At 35.9% G+C, this 26,730-nt stretch carries 26 protein-coding genes; 14 read left to right on the top strand and 12 right to left on the bottom strand.

The genetic code is table 11. From position 1 onward, the window contains the following. Nucleotides 1–153 precede the first annotated feature (153 nt). Together F981_RS14375 and F981_RS14370 are read left to right on the top strand one after the other, a co-directional pair. Complete coding sequence (locus F981_RS14375) at nucleotides 154–909, top strand: hypothetical protein (protein WP_004722724.1); 756 nt, start codon at nucleotides 154–156, stop codon at nucleotides 907–909. Nucleotides 910–965: 56 nt separating this feature from the next. Further along, nucleotides 966–1,373, top strand: coding sequence for a hypothetical protein (locus tag F981_RS14370; RefSeq protein WP_004722722.1), 408 nt, complete (start codon nucleotides 966–968; stop codon nucleotides 1,371–1,373). A 17-nt stretch (nucleotides 1,374–1,390) separates the two neighbouring features. Here F981_RS14370 and F981_RS14365 read toward each other — a convergent pair whose 3' ends face one another. The 3 genes from F981_RS14365 to F981_RS14355 form a co-directional block, all read right to left on the bottom strand. After that, the gene (locus F981_RS14365) at nucleotides 1,391–4,987 is read right to left on the bottom strand and encodes an SbcC/MukB-like Walker B domain-containing protein (protein ID WP_004722720.1); all 3,597 of its coding nucleotides are present in this window, start codon (nucleotides 4,985–4,987) and stop codon (nucleotides 1,391–1,393) included. A gap of 9 nt (nucleotides 4,988–4,996) precedes the next feature. Then, complete coding sequence (locus F981_RS14360) at nucleotides 4,997–6,250, bottom strand: exonuclease SbcCD subunit D (RefSeq protein ID WP_004722719.1); 1,254 nt, start codon at nucleotides 6,248–6,250, stop codon at nucleotides 4,997–4,999. Nucleotides 6,251–6,457: 207 nt separating this feature from the next. Next, nucleotides 6,458–6,835 carry a VOC family protein gene (locus F981_RS14355; RefSeq protein WP_004722716.1) on the bottom strand — a complete coding sequence of 126 codons (378 nt, stop codon included), beginning with the start codon at nucleotides 6,833–6,835 and terminating at the stop codon, nucleotides 6,458–6,460. 106 nt (nucleotides 6,836–6,941) lie between these two features. Here F981_RS14355 and F981_RS14350 point away from each other — a divergent pair, with 106 nt between their 5' ends. Together F981_RS14350 and F981_RS14345 are read left to right on the top strand one after the other, a co-directional pair. Beyond that, nucleotides 6,942–7,571: a hypothetical protein gene (locus F981_RS14350; RefSeq protein WP_004722714.1), complete on the top strand. Its 630-nt coding sequence runs from the start codon at nucleotides 6,942–6,944 to the stop codon at nucleotides 7,569–7,571. Then, entirely contained in the window at nucleotides 7,572–8,066 is a 495-nt protein-coding gene (locus F981_RS14345; RefSeq protein ID WP_004722712.1) for a hypothetical protein, read from the top strand. It abuts the gene before it with no gap. Nucleotides 8,067–8,117: 51 nt separating this feature from the next. On the opposite strand, the gene F981_RS14340 is transcribed toward F981_RS14345, so the two are convergent. From F981_RS14340 to F981_RS14315, 6 genes are all read right to left on the bottom strand, one after another. Then, complete coding sequence (locus F981_RS14340; RefSeq protein WP_004722709.1) at nucleotides 8,118–8,687, bottom strand: hypothetical protein; 570 nt, start codon at nucleotides 8,685–8,687, stop codon at nucleotides 8,118–8,120. A 17-nt stretch (nucleotides 8,688–8,704) separates the two neighbouring features. Beyond that, nucleotides 8,705–9,367: a DUF2625 domain-containing protein gene (locus F981_RS14335; RefSeq protein ID WP_004722708.1), complete on the bottom strand. Its 663-nt coding sequence runs from the start codon at nucleotides 9,365–9,367 to the stop codon at nucleotides 8,705–8,707. Between the two features lie 31 nt (nucleotides 9,368–9,398). Next, complete coding sequence (gene ntrR / locus F981_RS14330; RefSeq protein ID WP_004722705.1) at nucleotides 9,399–10,139, bottom strand: ADPR responsive transcriptional repressor NtrR; 741 nt, start codon at nucleotides 10,137–10,139, stop codon at nucleotides 9,399–9,401. 164 nt (nucleotides 10,140–10,303) lie between these two features. Further along, a complete protein-coding gene (locus F981_RS14325; RefSeq protein ID WP_004722704.1) occupies nucleotides 10,304–11,800 on the bottom strand; it encodes a nicotinate phosphoribosyltransferase in 1,497 nt (498 codons plus the stop codon). A gap of 18 nt (nucleotides 11,801–11,818) precedes the next feature. After that, complete coding sequence (locus F981_RS14320; RefSeq protein WP_004722701.1) at nucleotides 11,819–12,712, bottom strand: phosphoribosyltransferase family protein; 894 nt, start codon at nucleotides 12,710–12,712, stop codon at nucleotides 11,819–11,821. Between the two features lie 586 nt (nucleotides 12,713–13,298). Beyond that, nucleotides 13,299–14,003 carry a nitroreductase gene (locus tag F981_RS14315; RefSeq protein WP_004722698.1) on the bottom strand — a complete coding sequence of 235 codons (705 nt, stop codon included), beginning with the start codon at nucleotides 14,001–14,003 and terminating at the stop codon, nucleotides 13,299–13,301. A 418-nt stretch (nucleotides 14,004–14,421) separates the two neighbouring features. On the opposite strand from F981_RS14315, the gene F981_RS14310 reads away from it, so the two are divergent. Further along, a complete protein-coding gene (locus F981_RS14310; RefSeq protein ID WP_004722695.1) occupies nucleotides 14,422–15,666 on the top strand; it encodes a DcaP family trimeric outer membrane transporter in 1,245 nt (414 codons plus the stop codon). Nucleotides 15,667–16,201: 535 nt separating this feature from the next. Further along, nucleotides 16,202–17,431, top strand: coding sequence for a sodium/glutamate symporter (gene gltS, locus F981_RS14305; RefSeq protein WP_004722694.1), 1,230 nt, complete (start codon nucleotides 16,202–16,204; stop codon nucleotides 17,429–17,431). Nucleotides 17,432–17,498: 67 nt separating this feature from the next. On the opposite strand, the gene chrA is transcribed toward gltS, so the two are convergent. Further along, nucleotides 17,499–18,719, bottom strand: a complete 1,221-nt coding sequence (chrA, locus tag F981_RS14300) for a chromate efflux transporter (RefSeq protein ID WP_004722693.1) — start codon at nucleotides 18,717–18,719, stop codon at nucleotides 17,499–17,501. 137 nt (nucleotides 18,720–18,856) lie between these two features. Between chrA and F981_RS14295 the strand changes: the two genes are divergently transcribed. Further along, nucleotides 18,857–19,843, top strand: a complete 987-nt coding sequence (locus F981_RS14295; RefSeq protein ID WP_004722692.1) for a patatin-like phospholipase family protein — start codon at nucleotides 18,857–18,859, stop codon at nucleotides 19,841–19,843. A gap of 434 nt (nucleotides 19,844–20,277) precedes the next feature. Then, the gene (locus tag F981_RS14290; protein ID WP_004722691.1) at nucleotides 20,278–20,799 is read left to right on the top strand and encodes an acyl-CoA thioesterase; all 522 of its coding nucleotides are present in this window, start codon (nucleotides 20,278–20,280) and stop codon (nucleotides 20,797–20,799) included. A gap of 163 nt (nucleotides 20,800–20,962) precedes the next feature. Here F981_RS14290 and F981_RS14285 read toward each other — a convergent pair whose 3' ends face one another. Continuing rightward, nucleotides 20,963–21,304, bottom strand: coding sequence for a hypothetical protein (locus F981_RS14285; RefSeq protein ID WP_004722688.1), 342 nt, complete (start codon nucleotides 21,302–21,304; stop codon nucleotides 20,963–20,965). A gap of 455 nt (nucleotides 21,305–21,759) precedes the next feature. Here F981_RS14285 and F981_RS14280 point away from each other — a divergent pair, with 455 nt between their 5' ends. Next, on the top strand, nucleotides 21,760–22,368 hold the full coding sequence (locus F981_RS14280) for a glutathione S-transferase family protein (RefSeq protein WP_004722687.1): 609 nt from the start codon (nucleotides 21,760–21,762) through the stop codon (nucleotides 22,366–22,368). Nucleotides 22,369–22,450: 82 nt separating this feature from the next. Continuing rightward, nucleotides 22,451–22,675, top strand: coding sequence for a DUF7710 domain-containing protein (locus tag F981_RS23735; RefSeq protein WP_042140655.1), 225 nt, complete (start codon nucleotides 22,451–22,453; stop codon nucleotides 22,673–22,675). A gap of 171 nt (nucleotides 22,676–22,846) precedes the next feature. On the opposite strand, the gene F981_RS14270 is transcribed toward F981_RS23735, so the two are convergent. Next, nucleotides 22,847–23,074, bottom strand: coding sequence for a hypothetical protein (locus F981_RS14270; protein ID WP_004722685.1), 228 nt, complete (start codon nucleotides 23,072–23,074; stop codon nucleotides 22,847–22,849). A 447-nt stretch (nucleotides 23,075–23,521) separates the two neighbouring features. On the opposite strand from F981_RS14270, the gene F981_RS14265 reads away from it, so the two are divergent. The 4 genes from F981_RS14265 to F981_RS14250 all read left to right on the top strand — a co-directional run bounded on the left by F981_RS14265 (nucleotide 23,522) and on the right by F981_RS14250 (nucleotide 26,409). After that, on the top strand, nucleotides 23,522–24,535 hold the full coding sequence (locus tag F981_RS14265) for a CobW family GTP-binding protein (RefSeq protein WP_004722683.1): 1,014 nt from the start codon (nucleotides 23,522–23,524) through the stop codon (nucleotides 24,533–24,535). 56 nt (nucleotides 24,536–24,591) lie between these two features. Next, a complete protein-coding gene (locus F981_RS14260; RefSeq protein WP_004722682.1) occupies nucleotides 24,592–25,122 on the top strand; it encodes a YaeQ family protein in 531 nt (176 codons plus the stop codon). A gap of 107 nt (nucleotides 25,123–25,229) precedes the next feature. Beyond that, entirely contained in the window at nucleotides 25,230–25,853 is a 624-nt protein-coding gene (locus F981_RS14255) for an MgtC/SapB family protein (RefSeq protein ID WP_004722679.1), read from the top strand. Nucleotides 25,854–26,070: 217 nt separating this feature from the next. Further along, on the top strand, nucleotides 26,071–26,409 hold the full coding sequence (locus tag F981_RS14250) for an FKBP-type peptidyl-prolyl cis-trans isomerase (protein ID WP_004722677.1): 339 nt from the start codon (nucleotides 26,071–26,073) through the stop codon (nucleotides 26,407–26,409). Nucleotides 26,410–26,730 lie beyond the last annotated feature (321 nt).

Below are 26,730 nucleotides of genomic sequence, written 5' to 3'. Positions count from 1 at the left end.
AAAACGAGAGAGGGGGATATTATCCCTCTTTTTTTGAGATGTTATAATGTTACACAATTGCAATAATTTAAAAATAGCGCAGTCAAAACAGCTACGATATTATGACTTTGATAATAATCTACGTAACTTATAAACTTTAAAATAGGTTTTATAATGAAAAATATAAATATATTTCTCTGTCTTTTGTTGTGTATTTTTCTAGCTGCATGTTCGAAAAAAACAGATGAAAGCGCATCACCACCCCAAACTGAAGCGACCAGTGCAGATGCTGCTGCTGAAGCAGCCAACAATCAAGTTGCAGCTGATGAAAAGTTAGGCACAAAGTGGGGTGATGAAATTGACTCCCATGTGACTGAAGTGCAGTTAAAGCGTAAATCTGATTCACCTCTTGCTGAAACTATCGTGCAATATGCAGATAAGAACTACAAAGGTAAAACAGTCAATGCAATTTCTATAGCTGCAGGAAAAGTGAGTTTTTCTGTTGTAGATGATCGTGGAAACCGAATTCCAATGTATCGTGTTGGACAAAGCTACTATTTGTCAGGGCGTGAAGGGCAAAGCTATCAACTTCAGTATGAAAATAACACAGCTAAAACCTTTGAAGTGGTTGCCAGTGTTGATGGTGTAGATGTCATTGATGGCAGTGAGGCGTCCCGAAGCAATTCCGGTTATGTCTTACATGCTCATGATTCATTGAAAATTGAAGGTTTCCGTAAGAGTGAATCTGCTGTTGCTTCTTTCACTTTTAGTAAGCCTAAAGATGCGTATGCTGCGAACTCAGAGAATGGTTCCATTCAGAATGCTGGTGTAATTGGTACGGTTTTATATGAGTTGGAAGCACCAGAAGATGAGGCTAAACCCGTGAATAAATATGCACCTCCACCAAATGCATTTCCCGCAGATCGATAAAGAATAAAGTAAAGAAGTGCTTATAAGCACTTCTTTTTTAATTGTTTGGAAGAATAATGAAAAATATTAAATATTTACTATCAATTCTATGTTTATTGGTTACATCTTTAATTCATGCAAATACAAGTGTAAATCCTGAGCTGAACAAAGCGATTGTTTCAGAGCAAAAGACTTATCAAGCGTTTAAGGAGGTTTTTGAATCCCTTGTTGCATCTCTCATGGATTCAATTGCGAATACGGCTCAAGATGATAATATAATGAGCGCGCATAGGAGATGTGTTCATCAACAGCAAATCGTTAAAATGTTGTTGAATAATCAAAAGTATAAAGAGCAATTCGATCAAGAGTTTGCTGAAGATCAGCGTACATTTGATGAAGCTTTGAATGGTTTTAAAAATTCAGTGACTGCAATGAAACCTTATTGCGATAAGATACAAGCAGAATACGATAAAAATTTAAATTAAGAAGTGTGAGTTAAACACTAACTCACCACTTCAATCGTACTTGCACCCGCTCCTAAAGGACGTACCTGAATTTGCACAGGAATACGTTCATGCATTTCCTGTATATGTGAAATCAATACAACTTTACGCCCTTGATTCTGCAATTGATCTAATGCATTCATGACCATATGTAAAGAAGATGCATCCAATGTTCCAAAACCTTCATCAATAAAGAGAGATTCAATTTTCATTGAACCCGATGCCATATTGGCAATTGCCAAAGATAAGGCAAGGGCAGTCAAGAACGACTCCCCCCCTGAAAGTGAGGCAACAGAACGGGTTTCACCATCCATATCATGGTCAATGATGGCAAGACTAAGTGAGTTATCTAATCGCTTTAAGGTATAACGTTGAGACAACATCGCCAATTGTTGGTTGGCGTGTTCGAGTAAAATATCCAGATTATACTGTTGTGCATAATCACGGAATTTCTTACCGGTCGCATCTCCCATTAAGCCTGAAATTTTGCCCCAGCGATGTTCTTCCTGTTGTACTTGTTGAACCTGATCAGCAAATTGCTTTTGCTTAGTAAGATTTTGCTGATGCAATTCAAGTTTGAGTTTTAACTGATCGCGGATTTCAAATTGGGTTTTTAAAGCATTCACATTATCCAAAATCAATTGTTGTAGCTGTTCAAAATCAATTTCGGGTTGATGGAGCTTATGTTCGATTAATTGCTCTTGTATGGTGTTAAGTGCTGAGTTGGCCTCATTTAACATTCGTTCAGCATGTTGCAGTTGTTGGCGAATCTGTTGTTCTTGTACCGCCGTGATTTGAGCCAAGTGCTCTAAATCATCAGGCTGAAAAGCTGGATGCTGAGTGAGCCATTGCTGAATATCCTGATTCACTTGATTGAGGCTATTCTGATTGTGTTGTTGCTGGGCTTTAAGTTGTTCGAGCTGACTTTTTTCCTGCTCAAATTGATTGCGTAATTGGTTAAAACTTTGCTTTTGTTGTTGGTAAAGCGTCTGGGTTTTCTGGTATTCATGCTCATACTGAGTTAACCATTCATTCGGCTTAACCTCTGTTAATCCTGTCATGCTATGAATGAGTCGATTTGCCAATTCTGTATTTTGTTGCCCTTTTAGTTTTATCTCGTTCAAGCTGTGAGCAGTTTCAGAAATCTGTTTGGTTGCATTCGCTATATTGAGTTGAGCTGTATTGAGTTGCTGTAGATATTGATCATGCTGTTTCGACAATAACTCAAATTGTTCAAGTTGTTGTGTACGCGTATTTAATTGACTCAAGATATGTTGTGCAGTCTGTACGCTGTGCTGTTGCCAGGTATCTTTTTCACGGTCAGCTAAGCAATTGACAATATGCTGAACCTGATTGTGTAGGTTATTGGCATTTTGCAATAGATGTTCAGTGTGCTGAATGCTTTGACTTAATTGCTGCTGAATTTTGATGTTTTGAACGCATTGCTTAGATTGCATTTCAAACTGTTGAATATCAAGCTGATATTGCTGGGTAAGTTGCTCCAATTGCTGCTTGATTTCAGATTGTGTCTGAGTTAAGTCCACTGGGATTTGGGCAGATTGACCTTGTTCAATACATTGGTGTTGTGTGATCGTGATTTTTTCAGACACATTTCGGATAGATGACTTGAACTGTTCCTGTTCGACACTTAATTTGGTCAAGTTTTGTTGAGCCGCTTGCCAAAGGTTAAATGTTTGTTGTTCTTTGAGCGTGGCTTGTTGTTCCTGTTGCTGTTGTAGCTCAAACAGTACTTTAGATACAGCAGAATCATCAAGACGATAGGGATGAGAAATGCTTCCACAGACAACACAAGCTTGACCATCTACTAATTCAGCTCTTAAATGTTCTACATTTTCAGTATGTAATAAGCGTTGTTGTTGTAGAACCTCTTGCAGTTTTAAACGGGCTTGTTTCGCCGTTTGGAAATCTTGTTCAGCCTGTATTGTGGTTTTTTCAAGTTGTTGAAATTGCGCTGAGCAACGATTCAATTGGTCATTGAGTTGCTGGGATTCAATCTTTAATTCAAAAAACTGGGCTAATTTTTGTTGTAACGTAGCCAATTGGTTGAGTTGGCTCAGTTTCGATTCACGTTGTTGGCGTGTTTGTTCAAGCTGAGTTTCAAGTTGCTCCGCAGTTCCAAATTGATGAATTGAATCTTGTAATTTTGTTTTTTGCTCAATTAATCTCGTTTCAGCTTGAGACAGATTCCCTAATTGATTTTCAATAGATTGATAGTGCTGAATAAATTGAGTTAACTGTTGCACATGTGCAGTTAAACCTTTATCCAAACTTGAGAACTGTTGAGTGTCTGCAAGTTGCTGATTTAAAATATTTCGTTTTTCTGTAATCTGCTGAATATGATGTTCTAGTTGTTGTTGTTGATTGAGTAGTGGAGTTTTAGACGATTCTAAATCATTTAATCTGGTCTGAATTTTCTTAAATTCGACCCCAATAAAATCCCGCTCCTGAATACATTTCCGTACTTCACTCAAAGACTCACGATGGGTATTTTCGAAATTTTGTTGTTCAGTTAAAGTGCTTTCAGTTTGGAGAAAACGGGTCTTTTCAGTGTCAAATTGAACTTGTAATGCATCAAAAAGCTGTTGTTGTTTTTGAATTTGTGGTGCGAGTTGCTGTTCGGTTTTTATCAGTTGTTGCTTTTGAAAAAGACTAGAGCGAATCTCTGAGAATATTTCTAAACGATTTAAACGTTCACGCTCAGGGATTAAGCCTTGTTGCGTCTGTAATTGTGTATCAAGCAACTGTTGCTTAACGACAATTTCATCATTCAGTTTTTGTTTACGCTCAAACCATTGCTGCTGTTTTTCAAGTTGCGATTTTTCATCTTCAAGTTTTTTATAGTCTTGATTGATATGTTGGAATTGTATGTGTAATTCAGCGGCATCTTCCTCAGAGAGGAGTTCAATATGACCGAGAAGATTTTCCAATTCCTTACGTTTTGATGCTACCAATTTGGTTTTTTCATAGGCCAATTGGCCGACTTTTCCAAAAATGGATGAATTGGTTAAATACTCAAGTAATTCACCACGTTCATTGTCACGTGCTTTTAAGAAGGCTGTAACTTCGGACTGTGCCAAAAGAACTGCACGGGTAAATTGCTCAAAACTCAGTTGGGTAATTTTGTAAATCGCTGATTCAACGGCTTTGGCTTTATCTGCTACTACTGTTCCATCGGTTAAGCATTTTAAATAGCGTTGGACACTTTGTAGTTTTCCATCTGCTTTTTCACGGGAACGTTTAAGTTCCCAGTGTGCCAAATAATGCTTTTGGTCTTGTGCCACAAAACATAATTCAGCAAAGCCGTGTGCGGTACCACGCCGTAGTACAGTCAGTGGCGAGTTGGTTAAAAGTTCAGAGCCATCAACATCCTGTAATTTACCATCACTGTCTTTTAAACGTGGGATTTTATTAAACAGAGCAAGGCACATGGCATCCAAAATGGTTGATTTTCCTGCTCCTGTTTTTCCAACAATCGCCACTAAACCTGCTGAAGCTAAAGGTTCAGATTCAAAATCTATAAAATGTTCACCCGAAAGAGACGCGAGATTTTTGAGTCGTATAGATAAAATTTTCACGGCAAACTCCTATGCGTCATGTTGATTTTCAAGCGTTTTTTCGGCTTCTTGTAATAAGCTTAAAAAATCTTTCAAGACTGCATCATCATTGGTATAGCCATTTTTTTCCCAAAGTTGTTGAAAGAGTTTTTCTGGTGTCGGTGGTTCCAAATTGATTGAAGTAATTTCATCGTTATTTTTTTCTGATGCGAAGTATTGTCTTGAGATGCGAACTAAGCGGTAACGGCTTTTAGGCAAGGCATCTTCAAATTGTTGGCGCAAATTGGGCGGAGGTGGAACATCGGTATAGTATTCAATATCGACATATTCACGCTGATCAATATTTTCAATTTCACCGCTTACTAATGCCTTTAATTTGGCTAAAACTTCATTCAATTCCCCTTTAATTTTATGCAGTTGTACACTACGGGGAATAAATACACTTTCAAATGAAACCCGTGACTCATCTGTTTTAAGCGGGTCAATATTAACGTCGACAATTTGGTGTTTATAATTGATTTCACTAAAGGATAAGGGAATAGGCGAACCACTATAACGGATATGTTCCTGACCAACTTTTTGTGGTTTATGTAAATGTCCGAGCGCAACATAATCAATGCTATCTTCAAACAATGTGGTAGCCAGTGCTTCCTCATTGCCAATGATAATAGGCCGTTCAGAATCAGAGGTTTCTCCACCTTGCATATGGGCATGTGACATTAGAATGAGTGCTTGATTATCCGTCTTTCTTTTTCGTGCTTCAGAAATCACCTGTTGATGTAAATAGGCAATGGCATTTTGACTGTTATTGGTTTGTTCATTAAAGCCAGTAATTTCGGCTGGGCGTAGAAACGGTAAGCTTAGGCACCAAGCAATAATATTTTTTTGTTCATCATAAATTGGAATCAGTAAACGATCTAAATCAATTTGACCAAGCTCGTCTTTATGAATCACACCGACTGTTTTGGCGTGATATTTTTCAAGTAAGGGCTCAACCTGTTCAATCCGATAACCTGAATCATGATTACCTGCAATCATTAAGGTTTGCATATGTGGGGCAAGCTGATGTGCATTGGCTAGGAATTGATAGAGCTGTTTCTGCGCAGCAGATGCAGGATTGATGACATCGAATATATCGCCTGCAATCAATAGGGCATGGGGCTGTTTTTCTTTGATTTGAGCTAATAACCACGCTAAAAATTGCTCATGTTCATACTGGCGAGAATGGTTATAGAAGAATTGTCCCAGATGCCAGTCTGAAGTATGAAGAAAGCGTACAGTCATTAGTTGGATAAGCCTTACAGAATTTAAAATTAAGGTAGCACAAATTGAATGCTTAAATCAGCTGTAAGGCCTTAATCACTTAATATGATCTGTATTTTTTATAAAAATTCTTAAAAATATTCGCTATCTTTTATTTCATCTGTTTGATACAGCCGAATATAGACAGGTTTTTTTCGAACATGTATTTAGATTTTCAATCAATCAAGCTTATTTTGCATTGGGATCAACTTGGACGAGTCCAAAGGTATTATGATCTGCATCTAAAAAATAACCTTGCCAACATTTATTGGGAATAGCAAATTTCTCCATTGCTACTTGCCCACCCAAAGCTAAAATTTTTTCAGCAGTTGTATCAAAATCTTCAACTTCAAAGGAACAGGTAAAGGCATTGGTTCCACAATGGGTGGGTGGTGTTTGAGCTGGACGCTCCAATAAGCCACCATGTATGTTGGCTGTTTCAATTTGAAAATATTGAATGGGTAGACCTTCAACTTTGCTAAATTTCCAACCGAAAACTTCATGATAAAATTTAACTTCACGTTCAGGGTTTGAAGACTGAATTTCAAAGTAGCTTAGTGCATTCATTGTTATTGTCCAATTTTAAATGTTTTGATTAAGATAATAGAGTTTGTAAAGTTGTGATGTATAAATATTGAAAATGAAAGAATGAGGCAATTAAAAGTGATGTGTTATGGATAAAGAAAAATTACATGAATTACGCGCAAAAATTATCATTTCAATCGCAGATGCTTGCGCTTTATTAAAACAATATGATGAGATAGCACATTGCATACAAGCTTATCATCAGCAGAATATTGAAAAAATTTGTGCAGCAACAGATTGTAAAGCGGAGCTTGCACGAGAATATTATGATGATCCTAGATATCATCACAATCTTGAAAAAATCATTCAAAAAATTAATGAATTTAATCAACGCACAATCAAATTGAGCATAGATGAAAATCTAAAATATGTTGATAAAGTGGGTTTCTTTATTTGGGCTGAAGATGAAAACTTAGAGAGGATACAAGATAAAAACAATAGAACTTATTTTATTCCGCAAGATGATTTTGCTTATGTCGTTAAACTATTTAGATCTTTATTTCCGTTGTTTAGCCCACTGAGAAATGAATTTGAGTGTAGTTTTGATCCTTGTTCAGATAATTATTTTGATCAAAATACCATACAAGGCATTATCTTAAAAATTAGAGATCTGCATTTTAACGATAGCAAAGTGATGAATTTTTTAGAAAAACTGGTCTGTTGTTTAGAGGAAAAAATGCAAATAGGGACTTATGTCGTTATTTTTGGAAACCAATAAATGAAATTGAAGCGGAAGTTAGAAATTGATTTAAAAGATTTTATTTTAAATGGAAAGTTTGATTTTGTAGAATTAGGGCAAACCATAGAATGCTTGAAGAATGAACTCTCCAAACCGGATGATCACTTAACGATAGATTGTTATACCGAACTTTGGCGTTTAGGTACGATAGAACTCCATTTTTTTGAAAAGCAACTTTGCGCTATTTTTTGTGATGAGTTTCGTCAATTAAAAAAGAGTAAAACTTTGAAAGTTGAGCCTTGGGTGATTCAAAATTTTAAAAAATTGAGTTTGGACAAATTTCTAAAAATTCTAAATAAGCAGAGAGCTGATTATTCCATTAAATTTAATCAACAACTGAATAATGTAATTGTGAAAATCAATAAAAGTCAGGTGGTTTTATATTTTGAACCAGAGCTTGGTTCAAAAAATCCCGAAAAACAAAATCCAAATCATTTTTTAATCAAAGCTTTTGGTTTATCTAATATGTATTAGCCTAAATCTGATTTGTCATTTTTAAGCTCATCAGGCTAAGGGGGAGTAACTCTACTGATGATTATTTTGAACAAAATTCTTAAGCTTATTTAAAATTTTATAACCAATAAAATCGTTAAAATTTGGATATTTAATCCGATAATACTCATTCCAATAGCTGACAATTCTACTTTGAGTCGTTTGGTCATATTTTGGATTTTGCAGCATAAATGCTGCAAAAAGCCCTTGATTATTTGCATCTAGAATCGGTTCAATGGCCTCTAAAATTTCTTGAATATATTCACCCAATAACTGAAAAATGAAAGGGATCATAAAACTTGTAAGGTCAGTTTTAATGAGTCTTTCGAGCGCTCTTTGCCGAACAAAACCATTGTGATGGCGAGTAAGAATACACCATAGAATTTGACGTTGTGTTAAAGAAAAATTATGAAACTCAATACATTGTAACTGAGTTATATAGATCCTTGATGGTACAACGATATGTTCGTGATGAATCAACACTTCGCATTGAGAGCTTTCATGAATTTTTATTTTTTTACTTTCTAAGTATTTTGATATTACTAAAACATCATCTAATAGAGCTTTAGGAAAAGCTCGGATTAACTTTAGATGATTGCTCACGGATTTGCTGCTCTCAGTTATTTTAAAGTCGGTGCAAAATGAAAATCATAACTCTCAGAAATAGGAATAATTTTTTTATCCACTTGTTCGATATCCTTACCTTCTTTGGTAAATAACATGGGCATAAAACTAAAGACTTGGTTGCCATTGAGACTTTGAAGATCTGTCTGCCAGTTTTGCCAACGGAATACTTGATAAAACTGAGCAATATCTCCATTGAATGCCCAAGTCAAAAATTCTGAATAGCTCACATCAAGATTTTCCCATACCAATGTATCTGGGGCAAAATAGTAAATCTTTCCAATTGCTTCACCTAATTTTCCATTATTGATAGCAAAGTAACCCCCTAAAACATCATCAGCAATCAGTAGATAGGTTAGCTCCAGATCAGATTGATGAAACGTTTTATGATGATTCCATTCAGTAATACCACGATCTAATTTTGGATGTCCTGAAGCTAAAATTCTCAACCATCCATGATCAATCAGTATTCCACCTGTTTCATAAATAATTGAACCCATAGGTGAACGTGTTGTGACTTGAATGCTCAGTAACTCTTGTTCAGCTCTTAATTTGTTCTTGGGTAAAACTTCAATATGGTTGGTGGCTTGAGTCATCCATTCTTGTACCAATATCCAGCCTGAATCTTCAATATTGATTAATTGTTCTAAAGTTTTCATTGTTCGCTGTTATCCAAATAATACAATGAGCTTAAGTGGTTTCCCTCGGATACTCCAAAATTCGAGGAAAATGGAAATCATAACTTTGTAGTGCAAACTTATATAATTGAGCAGGACGTTTGCCCGCAATTTTAGTTTGGTCTGTTTCCTCAACTGCGCCAGCTTCAATCATACGCCGTCTAAATGATTTCTTTTCTAGGCTTTGCCCTAAAATAATTTCATAAATCTGCTGTAGCTCAGTCAAAGTAAACAGTTGAGGCATCAAACTGACGGGTAAGGCTGTATAACGTGCCTTACTACTTAAACGGTCAACAGCCATATCTAAAAGCTGTAAATGATCAAAAGCCAAGTCTAATTTTTTTGCCTCAGCAATTGAAATCCACTCGCTATATTCATTTTGTTCAGTGGCAATCTGTTGAAACGCTTTGAAATCAATCAGGGCAAAATATAAAGCTGTTACAGCCCATCCACGAGGATCACGTGTTGCATTGCCAACCGTCGCAACTTGTTCCAAATGCGGTGATTGAAGCCCAGTTTTTTCAACCAATTTACGATGTGCTGTTGCCATCAAATCTTGATCTTTAGACAAATCGACAAAACCACCTGGGAGTGCCCATTTATCTTTTTGTGGGAAATTAGAACGTTTAATCAATAAAACTTGTAGCTGACCCGCATCAACAGAAAAAATCGCCATATCAACTGTAAGTAAAGGGGATTCATAATCCTTTTTATTATAGTTTGAGAGAAATTCCTGTTCAGAGTTAAAGGTCACTATAAGGCTCGCTTAATTTTATTAAAGTAACGGATTGTCTTGGATTATTACAGGGTAGGAGAGATTCGCCAAGTAGAAAATATGTTTAGTAAAAATGAGATGGATCATGGCGCAGTCTAAGCGCAGAAACCTTGCGATAAAAGCAAGGTTTCTGCAAATAGCTGTTATAACTGATTTGCCAATCGCTCCCGAATTTCATTCAAACGACACGCTCGAATCAATTGCCCATCTTCAAACACCGTTTTTAACTCACCTTGTTGCTCTTGTTCCATGGTTTGTTGATCAAATAACACAAATCCGTCTTCAGTTTTTTCTACACGAAGTAAACCTTTGGCAGATTTCTTTACACCAGAATCAGTGATCGGATCTTTAAACAATTCACGTGGAACACTGTTGACTTGTCCCCAAGTGGCTTTAACTGCAAAACCAAATGTGTCACGCGTTAAATAGTTATAAGTATAACTACCGATGCCAAAGACCAGATTATTTGAAGCAAAGCCCTTAGCTTCCAGCCTTTGAACAATATTTAAAGCACGTTCCAAAGTAATCGAGTCACCATAAATCAAACCAACACGCTCATTTAAAACTTTGTAGCCTTGATCTGTTTCGGTTCCGCCAAAGATTTCCCATAAACATTGCACAGCGCCTTTATAAGCTGGACTGCCCATTTCAGCTTCAGGGTCACCGCAAATGATTTTTACAGGATCACCAGAGTCAGGACGAAAAACCAATTTAGCCAAACCTAAAGCATTTGGCTGGCGAGCTAGAATTTCGTCTTTTAACTCCACAGTAAATTCTGTAATCACTCGCCAAAAATCCCAAGTATCCGATACGATACTGACCACACCTGATGGATAAAGCTCTGTGATTAAACGTCTAAAAGTTTCAATTTCATTGTCTTCACTGCCCATACACATCACACTATGTTCGGTTGCTGGAACCGAAACACCTACAATGCCTTCCGCATCGTAATATTCTTCTGCATAATCAATCGCTGAAACCGCATCTGTACCGATAAAGCTGGTTAAATGTCCTACACCATTTTGTGTGGCATCATAAATCCCACTCATGCCGCGACTACTAAAATCATGGCCTTGTACAGCAACGAAGTCTAAAGGTGCACCTGTTTTAATCGCATATGCTGTCAGTAAGCGTTTGTATTCAAATGCAATCGTTGCTGTCGTACAACTTTTCCATAATTCAGCACTGAGTACTGTTTCTAAGTAGTTGGTTAACCAAAAGAACTCAGGCAGGGTATTTACAATAGTGAGTACAGGTACTTTTATATTGACACGGCTGCCTTCTTCTAGCGCCTTGATTCGGATTGGTAAATAGCCTAAGTCATATAAAGCTTCGATATGATCGACTGGTACTGCGCCGTCACCCAATGCGTTATCCATTCTACGTTTATATCTAGCAATGACTTTTGCTTTATCTTGTTGGAAAAAACCTTCATTCCAAGTCTCAATCAAAAAGTGTTTGATAAAGCCTTGTAAGCCAAAGAACACGATTTTATCGTCGAAGTCAGGCAACATTTTTGCTAAACGAGAAGAACGTGGCGTGAAATTGGCATAAACATATTCTGTGCCAACAGGGTACTGGCGTCTGTGATCTGCTTTATAAAAGTCAATTGCATTCAGTGGATTGATTTTTAAGCTCATTCTTATTCTCCAAAATAATTAAAATGAATTGAAACGACTAAATGAAATGACGTTTAGATTTGGGTGTTCAGTTTGTGGAAAGCTCGTCGTGGTAAAAATTTGGTCAACCAAGCCTTCAAATACGTGCATACCTTTACTAAAGATCCCGTGAGTCACATACAAAATCACATGTTGGCAATTTAATTTTTTTAACTCTTGTGCAATACCAATAAAAGTTGCACCACCATCACAAATATCGTCCGTGATCACAGCTGTTTTGCCCGTTAAATCAGTTGCATTGACTTGAGCATTCTGAATTTTTCCTGTGACGGCATCACGTTTTTTTTCACAGTAGACCATTTCGATTTCGTGATCTCTTAAGCTATTGATGACCTTGGCAATCGTTTTAGTCCGTTGTTTTGCACCTGCATCTGGACAGATTAAAACGGTGTCTTGAGCAATTAAAATGTCTTGTAACTTTGAATTTTGTAGAATGATTTCAATTGGTTGAACATTCTCAATCTCAAAAAAATGGGTGTTTTCATTTAAAAGTTTTTCAGTAACACAACTATGTGCATCCCAAACTTTGATTGATTTACGCTGTTGTGGAAATTGCTCAGTATTGATATTTAATAATTTTGTCATCAGTTCTAATGAGAATGCCTGTCCCATCGCACAGATTCGATCTTGGCGTGCGTATGGGAAATAGGGGATTTCCAAATCAATTTCTAAACCTTGATTGAGTAATACATTTTCAATTAACAAGTAATCCATCAAATCTTGCGTGTTACTGATTTTGGCTTGAATCTGAATTTGCCCTTTCAATGTTTTTAATGTATCTGCTGAAATTTGAACATGTCGTTCGCCACCCGCAAACTGGATATTTTGAATAGGGATAATATTGTTATTTGAATCTTTGACTTGGATAGACATGTTATTTATACCTATAAAGTGGCTTATTGCCAATACATATATAGTGTCATAAAGCCTATTTAATTATCAATATTACTTTACAAAAGATTACAAACTGCGGTTTTAGAGACCATTAAAATGAATTTATTTTATTAAGTATTTGTTTTTATTGTGTAATTTTAAATTGGTGGGAACATGTTGATTTTTAATGCTGTCTATTATTCGAGATTTAACAGGTTTTAATCCCTAGACATTTATTATGTAAGAAAAAGCAGGGGATCGCTAAAAGACGATAGCTATATAAAGACAGCTACGATAAAAAGCCCTTAGTATAAGAAAACATGTACTTTAACAAGCCAGGTGGGATGATTCATTCGTTGAAATATGCTTGTATCAACTGATACAGAAGAATAGATTTTTTAAAAATTAAAAAAATGATTATGTGAAGTAAATCATATTGGTATTGAAAATTCCTTCTCCACCTTTGGAGAAGGTTAGGATGAGGAACGTTTATGTTGAACTCAGATTTAAAAACGCTTTTGAAAGAAGCCGAATAAAAATATTTTAAAATGACTTAAATTATTGAAGGCAGTTAAATAAAGCTGCTCTAATCCAAGAACACGGTAAAGTTTTCAACAGGTTCACGCGGGGTAATAAATGTATTTACCATATGATCTGGATCGGCATAACCCAACACAACAGCACAGACTAACTCTTCATCATCAGGCGCATTGAGTACCTCTAAGACGATACGATGAAAATGATTCCATGCAGCTTGAGGGCAACTGTCTATACCGCGAGCTTTGGCTGCAATCATGACATTTTGCACCATCATGGAAATGTCCATTTTAGCGCCAATTCCCATAATTTTATTTACAGTAAAATACAGCACAACAGGCGCATCAAAAAGCTGATAATTCCTTAAATGTTGTGCAGCCATTTTTTCTTTTTCACTTTTTTGAATCGCTAAAAGTCCATATAGCCCCCAACCATTTTCACGACGACGATCGATAAATGGTGAAATCCAAGTGGTCGGGTAGTATGAAAAACTCGCTATATGCTGATCAGCAAGTTCTGGTCGAGTAAATAATTCGATTTGAGCAGCACAAACTCGGTCAATCATTTCTTGGCGTTTATTGCCTGTGACTACATATACTTTCCACGGTTGGGTATTTGCTCCAGATGGTGCACGACATGCAACATTTAAAATATCTTTAATAATGGCTAAATCGATAGGTTTATCCAAAAAAGCACGTACTGAATGACGGCTTGTAATTACTTGATCTATCACTTGAACCTGTTCGAAAAACATAAAAATCCTTTAATGGTATAGTTTTCCATCAAATAAACTATATACGATAGTCGTAGAAGCGTTATATTCATTTTTTGAAATTTTAGCTAAGCCTTAGATTATATAATGATTATAGAAATACTAATCTGAAAAAAGAATTGAAATTAAAGTCTTATTCTATAAAACTGATTTAATAAAGGGGTTGAGTTACGCTATATTACAAAGGTGTAAGAATTATACACAAATTGTTACTTTTGGGTTTTAACTTAGTTTCAACGCTTTCATAATTTAATAGCAAGCATATATGTGCAAAGTTTTTTTTATGTGGTGTCTGAGAAACTACTGAAGAAAACAAGAAAAATTGATTTTTTAGCAAAGTATTGGGGTTAAAAGATCAAATTGTACGGATGCACATCATAAATAAGGCTAGGAGTATTTCATGAGTCTATTCACAAATCGCAAGTCATTGATCGTCAAAAGTTTAGCATTAACAGTAACAGCTTTGATGGTAAATACAGCTCAAGCTGCTACTGACAGTCAAGAGATTCAACAATTACGCAATGAAGTTCAAGAATTAAAAGCACTTCTTCAACAGCAACAGCAGCAAGTAAGGTTAGTTGAATCTAAAGTTCAAGCAGCGCCATCTTCTTCTTCAGTTGGCTTAAAGTCTAAGTCTGGTGCAGATATCAACATTTATGGTTTTGTCCGTGGTGATGCGAACTATATCATTGAAGGCGGTGATGACGATTTCAACAAAATCAGTTCAACCAATGGCGAAGCGAAAGATAAACTCCGTGCTACAGCAAAAACAACACGTATCGGTTTAGATTTTAATACGCCAGTAGGTGATGCTAAAGTTGGTGGTAAAGTTGAAGTTGACTTTGCAGGTAATGGTGTAAATGAAAACCTTCGTATTCGTCATGCTTATTTAACCTATAACAACTGGTTGTTCGGTCAAACAACATCTAACTTCTTGTCTAGTCACGCACCAGAAATGATTGACTTTGCAACTAACGCTGGTGGTGGTACTACACGTATTCCACAAGTACGTTATGCATACAATTTGGCACCAACTACAAAATTATTGGTTGCTGCTGAAGAAGGTAATAGTGCTGGGGCTACAGGTACAGCAGTTAAATATAGTCTTCCTGTGTTAACAGGTAAAATTACACAATCATATGCTGATGGCAACGGTAATGCATCTGCACGTGTCTTAGTAGAAAATTATAAAGATAATAATGCAGGCAAAGACAAGACTGGTTGGGGTGTTGCACTTGGTACAGACTTTAAAGTTGCAGATCCTTTAAAACTTTTTGCTGATGCATCTTATGTGGTTGGTAATAGCAATTACCTATACGGAAGTAACAATGCGTATTCTGTTGTAAATGGTGATATTGAACAGAATGAATTCACTGCACTTCAAGTGGGTGGAACATATAAAATTTTACCTAACTTGCGTTCAACTTTAGCGTATGGTGCATTGTTTGCTGACAATGGTACTGATTTCGCAAAACAAAACCAAACTGCAAATGAAAAAATTCAACAAGCTTGGTTAAACGTGATCTATTCTCCAGCGAAACCGATTGATTTAGGTATCGAGTATATCAACGGTAAGCGTGAAACTTTCGCGGGTCAATCTTATAAAGATAACCGTGTGGGTTTAATGGCGAAATACAATTTCTAATTCCAACTTAGAAATTTATTGATCCAAAAAGCCGAGGAATGATCCTCGGTTTTTTAATGCTTAAGTATTCATAGAAGAAATATATACTCAAAAAATATCATTTAAAATGATAACTAAAATTGTAAAAAACAAAGACATTTATTAAAAAAACTGGATAATAATGCGCGTTCAAATTGAATTTTGCGCATTCATTTATTCTTGAATTGATGCAATAGCATGCTTTAGGAGCTGAAGATGAGCATCCCCCTCACCAATAAGCCGAAGTTATTTAATTTTAAAGATTATTTTCTTTAGATAAACTTCACTTTTTATTTTCTCAATTTACTTTCTTGCTTTGCAAATTTTACAGTTCAAAGTTTTACAAGGTTGATATTTGCAAGTTTACAAATCATTAATACTTGTTGATTGTTTTTTGTTCATAATCAAATGAATAAGAAATATTTTAGATCTAGATCTCTAATTCAATCAATGAAGTAAAATGGATCAATCATTGTCACTTTAAAAATTAAACCACATATGATTTAGGATGATTTTTATGGATTATATTTTAAACCCAACATTTAGTTTAATGTTGGCGGTTTTAGTCCTTTATGTAGGGCGAATTCTCAATCGTTATATCCCCTTTTTAACAAAATATAATATTCCTGAACCTGTGGCTGGTGGTTTAGTTGGTGCGATCATTTTTTACCTCTTGCATCAATTTTTGGGTTATACCATTTCAGTAAATAAAGCGATGCAAGATACGTTTATGTTGATGTTTTTTGCTTCGATTGGTTTAAGTGCAAATTTTGCAAAATTAAAAGAAGGTGGTAAGCCTTTAGTTATCTTCCTTATCGCTATCTCAGTCTTTGTTTTAGTACAAAATGGAGTGGGTATGGCGGTTGCTAAGCTAGTGGGCTTAGATCCGCTTATGGGTGTAATTGCAGGTTCAATTGCTTTAATCGGTGGATTGGGTACAGCAGGTGCGTGGGGACCGATTTTTGAGTCGAAATATGCAGTTGAAGGTGCATTACCGATGGGGATCGCCAGTGCCACATTTGGTATGGTGATCGGTGGTTTAATGGGTGGACCACTCGCACGTTACTTGATTAGAAAACATCAATTGGCCTCTCCAATGAATCCAGATACACGTTTAGAAATGGATTCAAAGCCAATTTCAGATTCAGAGTATGTATTTGAGTCTCCACATAAAGTCCGCTTGATTACAGCAGATAACTCTATCGTAACTTTAGGAATGTTTGCTTTTGCTTTGGCCTTTGCAGAGATTATGAAGAACTTAACCATAGGTACTGCATTTGAACTGCCAACATTTGTATGGGCTTTAGCTGGTGGTATTTTACTTCGTAATGTGATCGAAACTGGCTTTAAGCAACCAATCTTTGATCGCGCGATCGATGTATTTGGGAATACTGCTTTAGCGCTCTATTTGGCTATGGCCTTAGTTTCATTGAAGTTATGGCAGTTAGCTGATCTTGCTATTCCAATGATCATTCTTCTGATTGCACAATCTATCGCGATGTGGGTATTCGCCGTGTATGTTTCTTTCCGTGTAATGGGGAAAAACTACGATTCAGCTGTGCTTTCTGCAGGTTTGTGTGGTTTTGGTATGGGGGCAACACCCAATGCGATTGCAAATATGCAAGCCATTACCAATATGTATGGTCCATCGCATAAAGCATTCTTGATTGTGCCATTGGTCGGTGCCTTCTTTATTGACTTAGTCAATGTGGTTGTAATTCAAGGTATTTTGAAAATTTTTGGTTAATTTTTGATTTTTGCAAAAAGCTCTGGGCATTCCAGAGCTTTTTAAACCCTTTGAATATCATTGATAATTAGAAATAACTGAAAAATATGTGTTTTAACATGATTGAACTGAATATAAGAACTGGAATACTGATAAAAATTGAAATTTTAAGTTTTAGACTTAACAGCATTAAACAGGCTGTGAGAATATCTAATGGATTGCCCATGGTTTTTTGTAGCATGGGGACAATCACAGACAGGATAAATCCAACAACTGCGGCATTGATGAGCATTACAGAATTTTCAATATAACGATTCTCAAGTTGTTTAGACCAGTAAGGCAAAGCTAAAAAAACAAAGAAAAAAGACGGTAGAAAGATCAACAGTGTTGTTATGGCAGCATTAACAATGGGAAATGTTGTAAGGGGCAAATATGCACCAAGATAACTGGCAAAGCTAAACAGTGGCCCTGGCATAAATTGCGCAAGTGCGTAACCTAATTCAAAGTTTTGTTTGCTGATTAGACCTGTATCGACAAAATCTTGATGAAGCATGGGAAGAACTACTTGGCCACCACCAAAGACCAGAGCGCCTGTTTTATAAAAACTAAAACTGGCTTGAAATAGTAGCTTGTTGGAAAAAAGCATGGCTAAGCACAAGGCTAAAAAAATTGAAATAAAGCCAATCAACCAGATTGAATGGTGACGATGAGCGATTGGCAAGACCTTAAAATTTATATGCTGCTTTGCCATAGCAAGATTATTTGAATCATTTTGAATATATGCAAATCGCGTCATTAAAATGGCTAAACAACCAGTACCAAGGATAATCGTAAGTTGTATCCATGCATTGGAAAATAGGAGCAGTAGCACAGTACTGACAAGCATTAAGGCAACTTGTATTTTGGTTCTACAATAGCTTTTGAACATCTGAAAAAAAGCAAAGACGATAATTGCCAAGATGATCGAATGGATTGTTGAAAATAAGGTTACATTAAAAATTGGATGATGTTGAATGAATCGTGCTAAGCCAAACATTAGCAATGCTGAAGGGAGGGTAAACCCAATCCATGCAGCAACTGCGCCTAAATATCGATGTTGCAAATAGCCGATAGCCATGCCCATTTGACTACTACTTGGGCCTGGCAGTAGTTGGGTGAGTGCAAGCAGTTGAGCATACTGCTGCTCATTTAGCCAATGCTTTTTCTCTACAAAAGTCTGTTTAAAAAACACTAAATGTGCGGCTGGACCGCCAAAGCTACTACAGCCTAATTTTAAAAAAATCCAAAAAATTTCAAAAAGTGTGGGCATATTTTTAGGATTATTTTAGACATTGATTTTTATAATCTAATCGAAAATCATGACAGAATAAATAAATACAACAGCAAATCATTGCTAATTATGCTTATATACATGCGAATTTAGATTGTGCCATGATCTGAGAGTATATGTCATTGTTAAAGAAAACCTTAGCTGCTTTGTTTTGTGGTTTGTTACTAACTGCATGTGCACACACACCCGAAAAAAAATCGCAAGCCAGTAGATTAGCACCACAGCAAGTTTTAGAAGCCTCTTCGCGATTGGACAATACTTTTTATCAGTACAAACAGTTATCAAAGAAAAAACCTGTGATTGCTTTGGTTTTAGGCAGTGGGGGCGCGCGTGGTTACGCCCACATTGGTGTAATCAAAGTGCTGGAACAACATGGTATTAAACCTGATTTTATTGTTGGAACGAGTGCGGGAAGTATTGTTGGTTCAATTTATGCCAGTGGAAAATCGCCTGAACAATTACGCCAAATTGCACTCAATATGAAAGTGGGCGATGTGCGCGATTTCAAAATTGGGATGAAAGGTTTTTTTGATGGGCAAAAAGTTGAAGATTATGTCAATAAGCAAATCGATCAAATGCCTTTGGAAAAAATGAAGATCCCGATGTATGTGGTTGCTACAGAATTACAAAATGGTGAAAAAACAATTTTTAATTATGGCAATACTGGGCAGGCTGTGAGAGCTTCTGTATCTATTCCAAGTATGTTTATTCCCACCAAAATTAAAGGTAAGGAATATGTCGATGGTGGTTTAGTTAGCCCAGTACCTGTGAATATCGCCAAAGAATTAGGTGCGGATATCGTGATTGCGGTGGATATATTGGCGCAACCAGTTAACACGGAAACCACGAATGTCTGGGGACTGTTTAATCAAAATATCAATATCATGCAAAATCGATTAGCCGCAGAAGAATTAAAAAATGCAGATATTGTGATTCAGCCAGATTTGCGCGAAAAAGCGCATATTTTTGATGTAAAAGGTCGTCAGGATACCATGCAAGCTGGAATCGATGCTGCCAATCAACGTATGCATGATCTAGATGTGGTTATTGCCAGTAAGAAAAGTCTTGAAACTGCTCAGCAGCAATATCAAGTTCAAAACTAAGATCAATCGTAATAGATCCATTTAAAAATATTATACTTTTGTCACTGTATGATTATTTGAATAAGGATGATGTGCTATTTCAGTAATCACTTTATTAAAATCTATGATGATTAAATTTGTTAAGTCTAAAAAGTGAAAATTGTGATACAGCCTAATATAATTTTAGAAACCATTCCTGTAAACACTGAACATTGTTATCAAATTTAATGCTAATTATCGGATCAACAGCGGCTTAAATATGGCAAGATTGCAGCGGAAATATTGTAAAAAATAGAAAATGATTGATAAACCAATAAGATATACCTCAAATAAATGACTAGGTTTATAATCATAAATTGAGAGAATGGTCAATTGCCGAATTAAACATGTTTTTTAGCTGAAAAGATATATAATAATAGGCTTAAATCTCCTGCCAAAATAGAGTCTAGAATACGATGTCTCCATTAGATCAAATGATCCCAGCTACAGATGACCAGTCAGAATTAACCATGTCCGTTTTGATGACCCCAGATATGGCAAACTTTTCAGGTAATGTACACGGTGGAACCATCCTTAAGCTACTTGATCAAGTTGCTTATGCATGTGCAAGTCGTTATTCAGGAAGTTATGTTGTGACACTTTCAGTCGATAAAGTGAATTTCAAAGAGCCAATTCATGTGGGTGAAATGGTCAGCTTCCTTGCCAGTGTCAATCATGTTGGTCGTACCTCCATGGAAATCGGGATTCGTGTTGAAGCACAAAATATTCAAAAACGTACAGTACGTCATACCAACAGTTGCTATTTCACCATGGTGGCTGTAGATGAAAATGGTAAACCACAACAAATTCCAGCTTTAAATCTGGATAATGATTGGAAACGCTGTCGTTTTGAAGCGGCTGAGCAACGTAAAGTGGCGCGTTTACAAGAAAACCATCATCCTTCTTGCAGTATCTATAAAAAAGCTTCAAATGGTTAATTGATTTAGTTTCCCCCTCATTGCCAATGAGGGGGGCTTTAGAGAGTCTCAAAATTTAAATGAAATGTGGTTAGCGTGATACGCTATATTTGCCAACACTAAGCTATTGACGCTTAAACATAGATTCAAACGATAAAAATTTGATAAAGAAAGAGCAGTACTTTTAATTGACTTTGTTAAGAACACGTCCATCTACAGTCATGCTCCACGTCCCATTGGCAGTTTGTTGCGGTGCTTGAGAAACTTTAAACTCAGTTGAAAGTGGTCCAATGCCAGCACTAAAGTTATTGCCTTCAAATTTAGAAATTGGTGCAGATACAGATGAACTTGAATTAGGTTGTTTATTGCTATATTCAACACGGCCTTCAGGTGTAATCATCAAATTTACACTGCCATCCTCACTTTGCCACGTGCCTGAGTAGTTTTGCTTATCTGTCGGTAACGGTTTGCTACATGCAATAAGTAGGGTGCTGATGGCGCCTAAACCGATCAGTTTTTTTAACATTTTAAATTCCTCGTTAGTCTTGATATGTCAGGTTTTAGTTATAAATTTATCAATTTTACAAACTGATTTAAGTGCAAAATAGTATAGCTGAATTATTCAATAATTCGAATTAGAAAAGTACTCTAGGGGGCTATAATTGGCGTGTGTGAGTTATCTTAAAGATTAAAAAAATGGTGTTGTTGTGATGATTTTAAATTTTTTAAAAGTGCAATTTTATATGAAAAGGTTCTAAATTATTGGTTTGGATCAATCGCTATACTGTGGGTTAATCACATTTAATCTTTTCTGTAATTTAGAATATTTAGGGAAGGATGGAATTTATTTTTTCATAAACTATTGATAATTATTTTATTTATTTTTTTAGAAAGGAAGCACTTGCTTTTGCATATAAATTAATCATTCTTAGCGATATTTTGATTATACTCAAAGCACGATAAAAATGGATTTAAAAAACAATGAAACTTTATACCAATGCACATTCTCGTGGAAATACCATTTTGCCTTTATTAAAAGAATTAGATATCGAAGATCAAGTCGAAATTATTCAAGTGGATTATAAAGACTTGAATCAGCCTGAATATTTGGCACTGAATCCGATGGCTAAGATTCCTTTTTTAGTGGATCAAGGTTCTGTTATTTCTGAGACGCCTGCAATCTTTGCGTATTTAGCAGACAAATATATTGAGAAAGGTTTCGCACCTGCATTGAATGATCCCAAGCGTGGAGAATATTTAAAATGGTTATTCTTTTGCCACGGACCTTTGACTGAGTTTATGGATATCAAAAGCTTAGGTATTTCAACAGAACAAATTCAGGAACGAAGAAGAAGTCTAGGCTTTGGTACAGAAGAAACAATTTATAACTTTATTAAAATTGGGCTAAAGCAAGCAAATCCTTATTTGCTGGGGCATCAAATCTCTGCGGCAGATTTGTTTTTAGCATACTGGCTGATCTTCGCCATCTCTTTTAAAATTGTGCCATATCTAGATGAATTTAAGCCATTTATACAGTTGATTAAACAGCGTGATACCGTAAAAGATGTAGCCTGGATTCAGGCAGTTTAGCGGAGTTTGTTCAATCATGAATATGGTTTAAAAATTGGATTTTAAATTTATCTGGATGATTCAGAATAGTGAAAATTGAAATATTATCGGTTGTTTTAAACATAAAGTAGCTGCTGAAAAATATATTTTTGATCATCAGCTTAAGTGTATTTTGACGCAATATCCGCTTGATATTTCTGTGTATGATTGGGTTATTGAAAATGGTTTTTGGAAACCGAAAAGTGATCTACAAAAAACTGGTAAATTTATTGGTCGTTTTTCGAGCGCTTATTTAGAGCATGAACATTTTAATCAGTATGATGAATAAGCTAAAAATTGCTGAATATTTTTTATTGAGATATACAACTCACAAGCTATTTTAAAAAATTTTAATGGTTCTAGAAAAAATAAAAAGACTAAATCGCAGCATGATCTAGTCTTTTTATTAAGATCGTCTTTTCAGACAACCTAATTGCTAACTCGGGAGGAGTGTTAAATCTTATTGACCTGCTTGAGGAGCAGAAGTCGCTGGAGCTTCAGCAGCGCTTTCAGTCGCAGGTTGAGCTGTAGGTTGACCAGCAGCTTGAGTATCTTCAGCTGCAGCTGGTTGTTCTTGAGTTGATACAACAACTTGTTCAGCTTCAGTTGCAGCTGTATCAGTAGCAGCAAATGTTGAGAAAGCAGTGAAAGCAAGTGTAGTAGCTAAAAGAGTTTTAACGAGTTTCATTTTTGGCATCCTTAATTCATTGAATTGATCGTATAACGACCTGTGAGAGCGTCAGTTGTTAAATGCGTTGCTGATCACAGGGAGTAGTGTCATGCTAAGTGCAGATGAAAAAATGGGCAACCTAAGCAACAAAGCGTAACAGGCTGGTTTACATGTTTAAAACAAATCATTGTATTATGTTGCTTTTTTGTGACTCATTGACTTTTACCAATAGGTAAAAATGTATGTAAATATGAAAAGTTGATTAAAAAACATACTATGCTGTTACTTAGACTTAACATTCAGTATGCAATCTTTATGAATGCTATATTGGAGTTTTGGATTGCTTTTGTAATTTTAATTTAAAAAATAGATTTAAAACCTGAAACTAGTGGCACATTTTCAGTAATAATAAGAAGCGTCGCGATAACTATCAATTTCTTTTATTTAATATGCTGAGTCGATCCTTTGAAGATTTTAAGCCAAAAAACAGTTAAAACTCATATTATTTCTGGATTTTTAGGGGCTGGAAAGACCACCTTATTACAGCATTTGCTTCAACAGAAGCCAGAAAATGAAACTTGGGCGGTGCTGATGAATGAGTTTGGACAAATTGGTGTAGATCAACAATTATTACCACAAGACTCAGGCTATGAAGTAAAAGAGTTACTCGGTGGTTGTTTATGTTGTGCAGGACAATTGCCTATGCAAATTGCCTTGTCTCGATTGATTTATGATAAACAACCCGATCGACTATTTATAGAACCCACAGGCTTAGGTCATCCCGCTCAACTTTTGGCACAATTGACTGAACCGCAATGGCAAGCGCAAATTGATATGCGTGCATTGGTGACAGTAATCGATGGGAGTCGCTTACATGATTCTGAATGGGTGAATCAAGAGCTTTATCAAGATCAATTAAAAGCTGCACAAATTGTTGTGGTTTCACATGCAGATAGTATGTCTGCGTCTGATCATGAGGTATTAAACCAGTTTAAAAATGATTATTTTGCCTATATTCAAACTTGGGTATTGGCAGAGCAGGGCAATCTTGATATTCAACAGCTGGATGTAACACATCAAGGGATTGAGAGAAAAGTTGTACCGTTGATCCAAGTGCAAAAGCAATTTAACCCCGATGAAGTACTGCCTGTGGTTAAACAATTGCCTTATCACTATGTTGAAACGGCTAATGGATATACTGTTGCTGGTTGGAAGTTTTCAAAGCGTTGGCAATTCGATTTTTATGACTTGTTAGATGTCTTGTGTGAGCAAAAAGACTGGTTGCGGATCAAAGGGATATTCAATACCAATCAAGGTTGGATGACATTTAATTTTAATCCAGAAAATTTGAATTATAAATCGGGTGAAGAAAGCTTGGATAATCGGATTGAACTCATTAGCCAGCACAATCGTGATTGGGAAAGTTTAGAAACAGCTTTGTTGAATTGTCGAATTGATCAGGCGGAAAAAACGCAGTAATCCTTTTGAAAATCTTATAGACTGTGCGCCATATTTAAGAACTTTTTGGAACTTTCATGGCATTAAAAGCAACAATTTATAAGGCTGATCTCAATATTGCCAATATGGATGTGCATCAATATGGTGATTATCAATTCACGATGGCATTACATCCATCTGAAACGATTGAACGCTTAATGGTGCGTGTATTGGCATATGCTCGTTTTGCAGATGAACGTTTGGAATTTACCAAAGATTTATTTGAAACTGATGAACCTGCTTTATGGGAAAAGGATTTAACCGGACAGTTGATTAAATGGATTGAAGTTGGTTTGCCTGACGAAGACAAAGTTAAAAAAGCGGCAGCGCGTTGTAAAGAAGTGGCTGTCATCGCCTATGGTTCAGCCGTTGCAGAATGGTATAAAAGAAGTTCTAAACTCAAAACATTATCAAATGTTCAGGTATGGCAGTTGTCTGAGGCGACGACAACTGCAATTCAAGCTTTATGTCAACGCACAATGCAATTGCAATTAAATGTTATGGATGGTGAGTGGACTTTAATTGGTGATGATGCTCAAGCTGTGATTGAATGGACACAGTTACAATAAGCATTGTTGTCCAATAAAAATTGACAAGAAAAGCAAGCGAATCGCTTGCTTTTTTTTGCTTAAATTTCGTATACCTAGAGTGATAAAAATAGTTATGTAGAAAATCAATGAATAATGACATCTACCACTTACTGATGGCTTTGGCGATTGGTGCGATTATTGGTGCAGAGCGTGAGTATCGCAGTAAGTCAGCAGGGTTACGCACCATGATTATGGTGAGTTTAGCATCCTGCTTATTCACCATACTTTCGATCAAAATTGGGGTACAAAATCCTGATCGTTTGGCAGCAAATATTCTGACTGGTTTGGGGTTTTTAGGTGCTGGGGTTATTTTTAAAGATGACAACCGAATTTCAGGTATTACCACTGCAACAACGATTTGGATGGTGGCTGCATTAGGTATGGCCGCTGGTGCTGGTTATGAATATTTAGCATTTGTTGGAACGATACTGGTACTGGTTGTATTAGTATTTCTCGTCTATTTTCAAGAAAAAATTGAAGCGATTCATCAAGCTCGTAATTACAGGATTTTATGTGATTATCAGCAAGAGACCTTAGATAAATACGAAGAATTGTTTAAGCAATACAATATGAAAATTTTACGTGGCGTACAAAATAAAACTGAAAAACAGATTGTTGGGCGCTGGGTTTTAATTGGGTCTGCACAAAATCATAAAAAACTCATCAATTATTTGCTTTTAGATCAAGAGATTAAAGAGTTAAGTTTTTAAAATAAAAAACGCTTTTTAAATGTAGATGAATTAATCAATTTTGCACAACAAGCGGAACTTTGGAAAACGCAATTGTTGAAATACACGTATAATTACGCCCAACAGCTTGAGCAAGATTATCAACATTTGTGTAAAAGTTATGCTGAATATCATACTGAACACAATACAGTGATAGGTACAGCTTTGCACAAACCTGAATGATGAATAGGAATAATGTATGTCAAATGAATTAGAAATTATCGACTTAAAAGTTGGTGAAGGTAAAGAAGCGGTAAAAGGTGCTTTGATTACAACTCATTATACTGGCTGGTTGGAAGATGGAACCAAGTTCGATTCTTCAATTGATCGTGGCAATTACTTTGAAACAGTGATTGGAACAGGCCGTGTAATTAAAGGTTGGGATCAAGGCATTATGGGGATGAAAGTAGGTGGTAAACGTAAATTAATCGTTCCTGCACACTTGGCTTATGGCGAGCGTAAAATGGGCAAAATCATTCCAGCAAATTCTAATCTGATTTTTGAAATTGAACTTTTTGATGTCAAAACACGTGATTAAATTCACTAAATGTTTGGGCTAATTTAGCCTTCAGCATGAACGCAAAAATAGAGGTCAATTGATCTCTATTTTTTTATGCTTGATGAATCATCTAACGACTACACTATGTTGCGCTAAAAATGTTGAGTAAGTTTTCTTCATTTCTGTATATTTCAATGCGATAAAAATATAATCCAAATCTTAATTTAAATGGCTATTGTTGAGCTAATAGTGTGATTTTAAACACAATAGATTTAATTTTTTGTTTATTATTTGCTCAATACTTAACAATCATCTACAATACTTTTGTCTTAAAAGTGTTTAAATGTCACAAATAAATAA

Origin of the sequence: Acinetobacter guillouiae CIP 63.46 (assembly GCF_000368145.1) — a bacterium.
Taxonomy (GTDB): Bacteria; Pseudomonadota; Gammaproteobacteria; order Pseudomonadales; family Moraxellaceae; genus Acinetobacter; species Acinetobacter guillouiae.
This window is presented reverse-complemented; position numbering and strand designations above follow the sequence as displayed.

What these genes read in the sequence shown, in the direction of transcription:
- F981_RS14375 (WP_004722724.1), top strand. Translation starts at nt 154, where the DNA reads ATGAAAAATATAAATATATTTCTCTGTCTTTTGTTGTGTATTTTTCTA.
- F981_RS14370 (WP_004722722.1), top strand. Translation starts at nt 966, where the DNA reads ATGAAAAATATTAAATATTTACTATCAATTCTATGTTTATTGGTTACA.
- F981_RS14360 (WP_004722719.1), bottom strand. Translation starts at nt 6,250, where the DNA reads ATGACTGTACGCTTTCTTCATACTTCAGACTGGCATCTGGGACAATTC.
- F981_RS14355 (WP_004722716.1), bottom strand. Translation starts at nt 6,835, where the DNA reads ATGAATGCACTAAGCTACTTTGAAATTCAGTCTTCAAACCCTGAACGT.
- F981_RS14350 (WP_004722714.1), top strand. Translation starts at nt 6,942, where the DNA reads ATGGATAAAGAAAAATTACATGAATTACGCGCAAAAATTATCATTTCA.
- F981_RS14345 (WP_004722712.1), top strand. Translation starts at nt 7,572, where the DNA reads ATGAAATTGAAGCGGAAGTTAGAAATTGATTTAAAAGATTTTATTTTA.
- F981_RS14335 (WP_004722708.1), bottom strand. Translation starts at nt 9,367, where the DNA reads ATGAAAACTTTAGAACAATTAATCAATATTGAAGATTCAGGCTGGATA.
- F981_RS14325 (WP_004722704.1), bottom strand. Translation starts at nt 11,800, where the DNA reads ATGAGCTTAAAAATCAATCCACTGAATGCAATTGACTTTTATAAAGCA.
- F981_RS14320 (WP_004722701.1), bottom strand. Translation starts at nt 12,712, where the DNA reads ATGTCTATCCAAGTCAAAGATTCAAATAACAATATTATCCCTATTCAA.
- F981_RS14315 (WP_004722698.1), bottom strand. Translation starts at nt 14,003, where the DNA reads ATGTTTTTCGAACAGGTTCAAGTGATAGATCAAGTAATTACAAGCCGT.
- F981_RS14310 (WP_004722695.1), top strand. Translation starts at nt 14,422, where the DNA reads ATGAGTCTATTCACAAATCGCAAGTCATTGATCGTCAAAAGTTTAGCA.
- gltS (WP_004722694.1), top strand. Translation starts at nt 16,202, where the DNA reads ATGGATTATATTTTAAACCCAACATTTAGTTTAATGTTGGCGGTTTTA.
- chrA (WP_004722693.1), bottom strand. Translation starts at nt 18,719, where the DNA reads ATGCCCACACTTTTTGAAATTTTTTGGATTTTTTTAAAATTAGGCTGT.
- F981_RS14295 (WP_004722692.1), top strand. Translation starts at nt 18,857, where the DNA reads ATGTCATTGTTAAAGAAAACCTTAGCTGCTTTGTTTTGTGGTTTGTTA.
- F981_RS14290 (WP_004722691.1), top strand. Translation starts at nt 20,278, where the DNA reads ATGTCTCCATTAGATCAAATGATCCCAGCTACAGATGACCAGTCAGAA.
- F981_RS14285 (WP_004722688.1), bottom strand. Translation starts at nt 21,304, where the DNA reads ATGTTAAAAAAACTGATCGGTTTAGGCGCCATCAGCACCCTACTTATT.
- F981_RS14280 (WP_004722687.1), top strand. Translation starts at nt 21,760, where the DNA reads ATGAAACTTTATACCAATGCACATTCTCGTGGAAATACCATTTTGCCT.
- F981_RS14270 (WP_004722685.1), bottom strand. Translation starts at nt 23,074, where the DNA reads ATGAAACTCGTTAAAACTCTTTTAGCTACTACACTTGCTTTCACTGCT.
- F981_RS14260 (WP_004722682.1), top strand. Translation starts at nt 24,592, where the DNA reads ATGGCATTAAAAGCAACAATTTATAAGGCTGATCTCAATATTGCCAAT.
- F981_RS14255 (WP_004722679.1), top strand. Translation starts at nt 25,230, where the DNA reads ATGAATAATGACATCTACCACTTACTGATGGCTTTGGCGATTGGTGCG.
- F981_RS14250 (WP_004722677.1), top strand. Translation starts at nt 26,071, where the DNA reads ATGTCAAATGAATTAGAAATTATCGACTTAAAAGTTGGTGAAGGTAAA.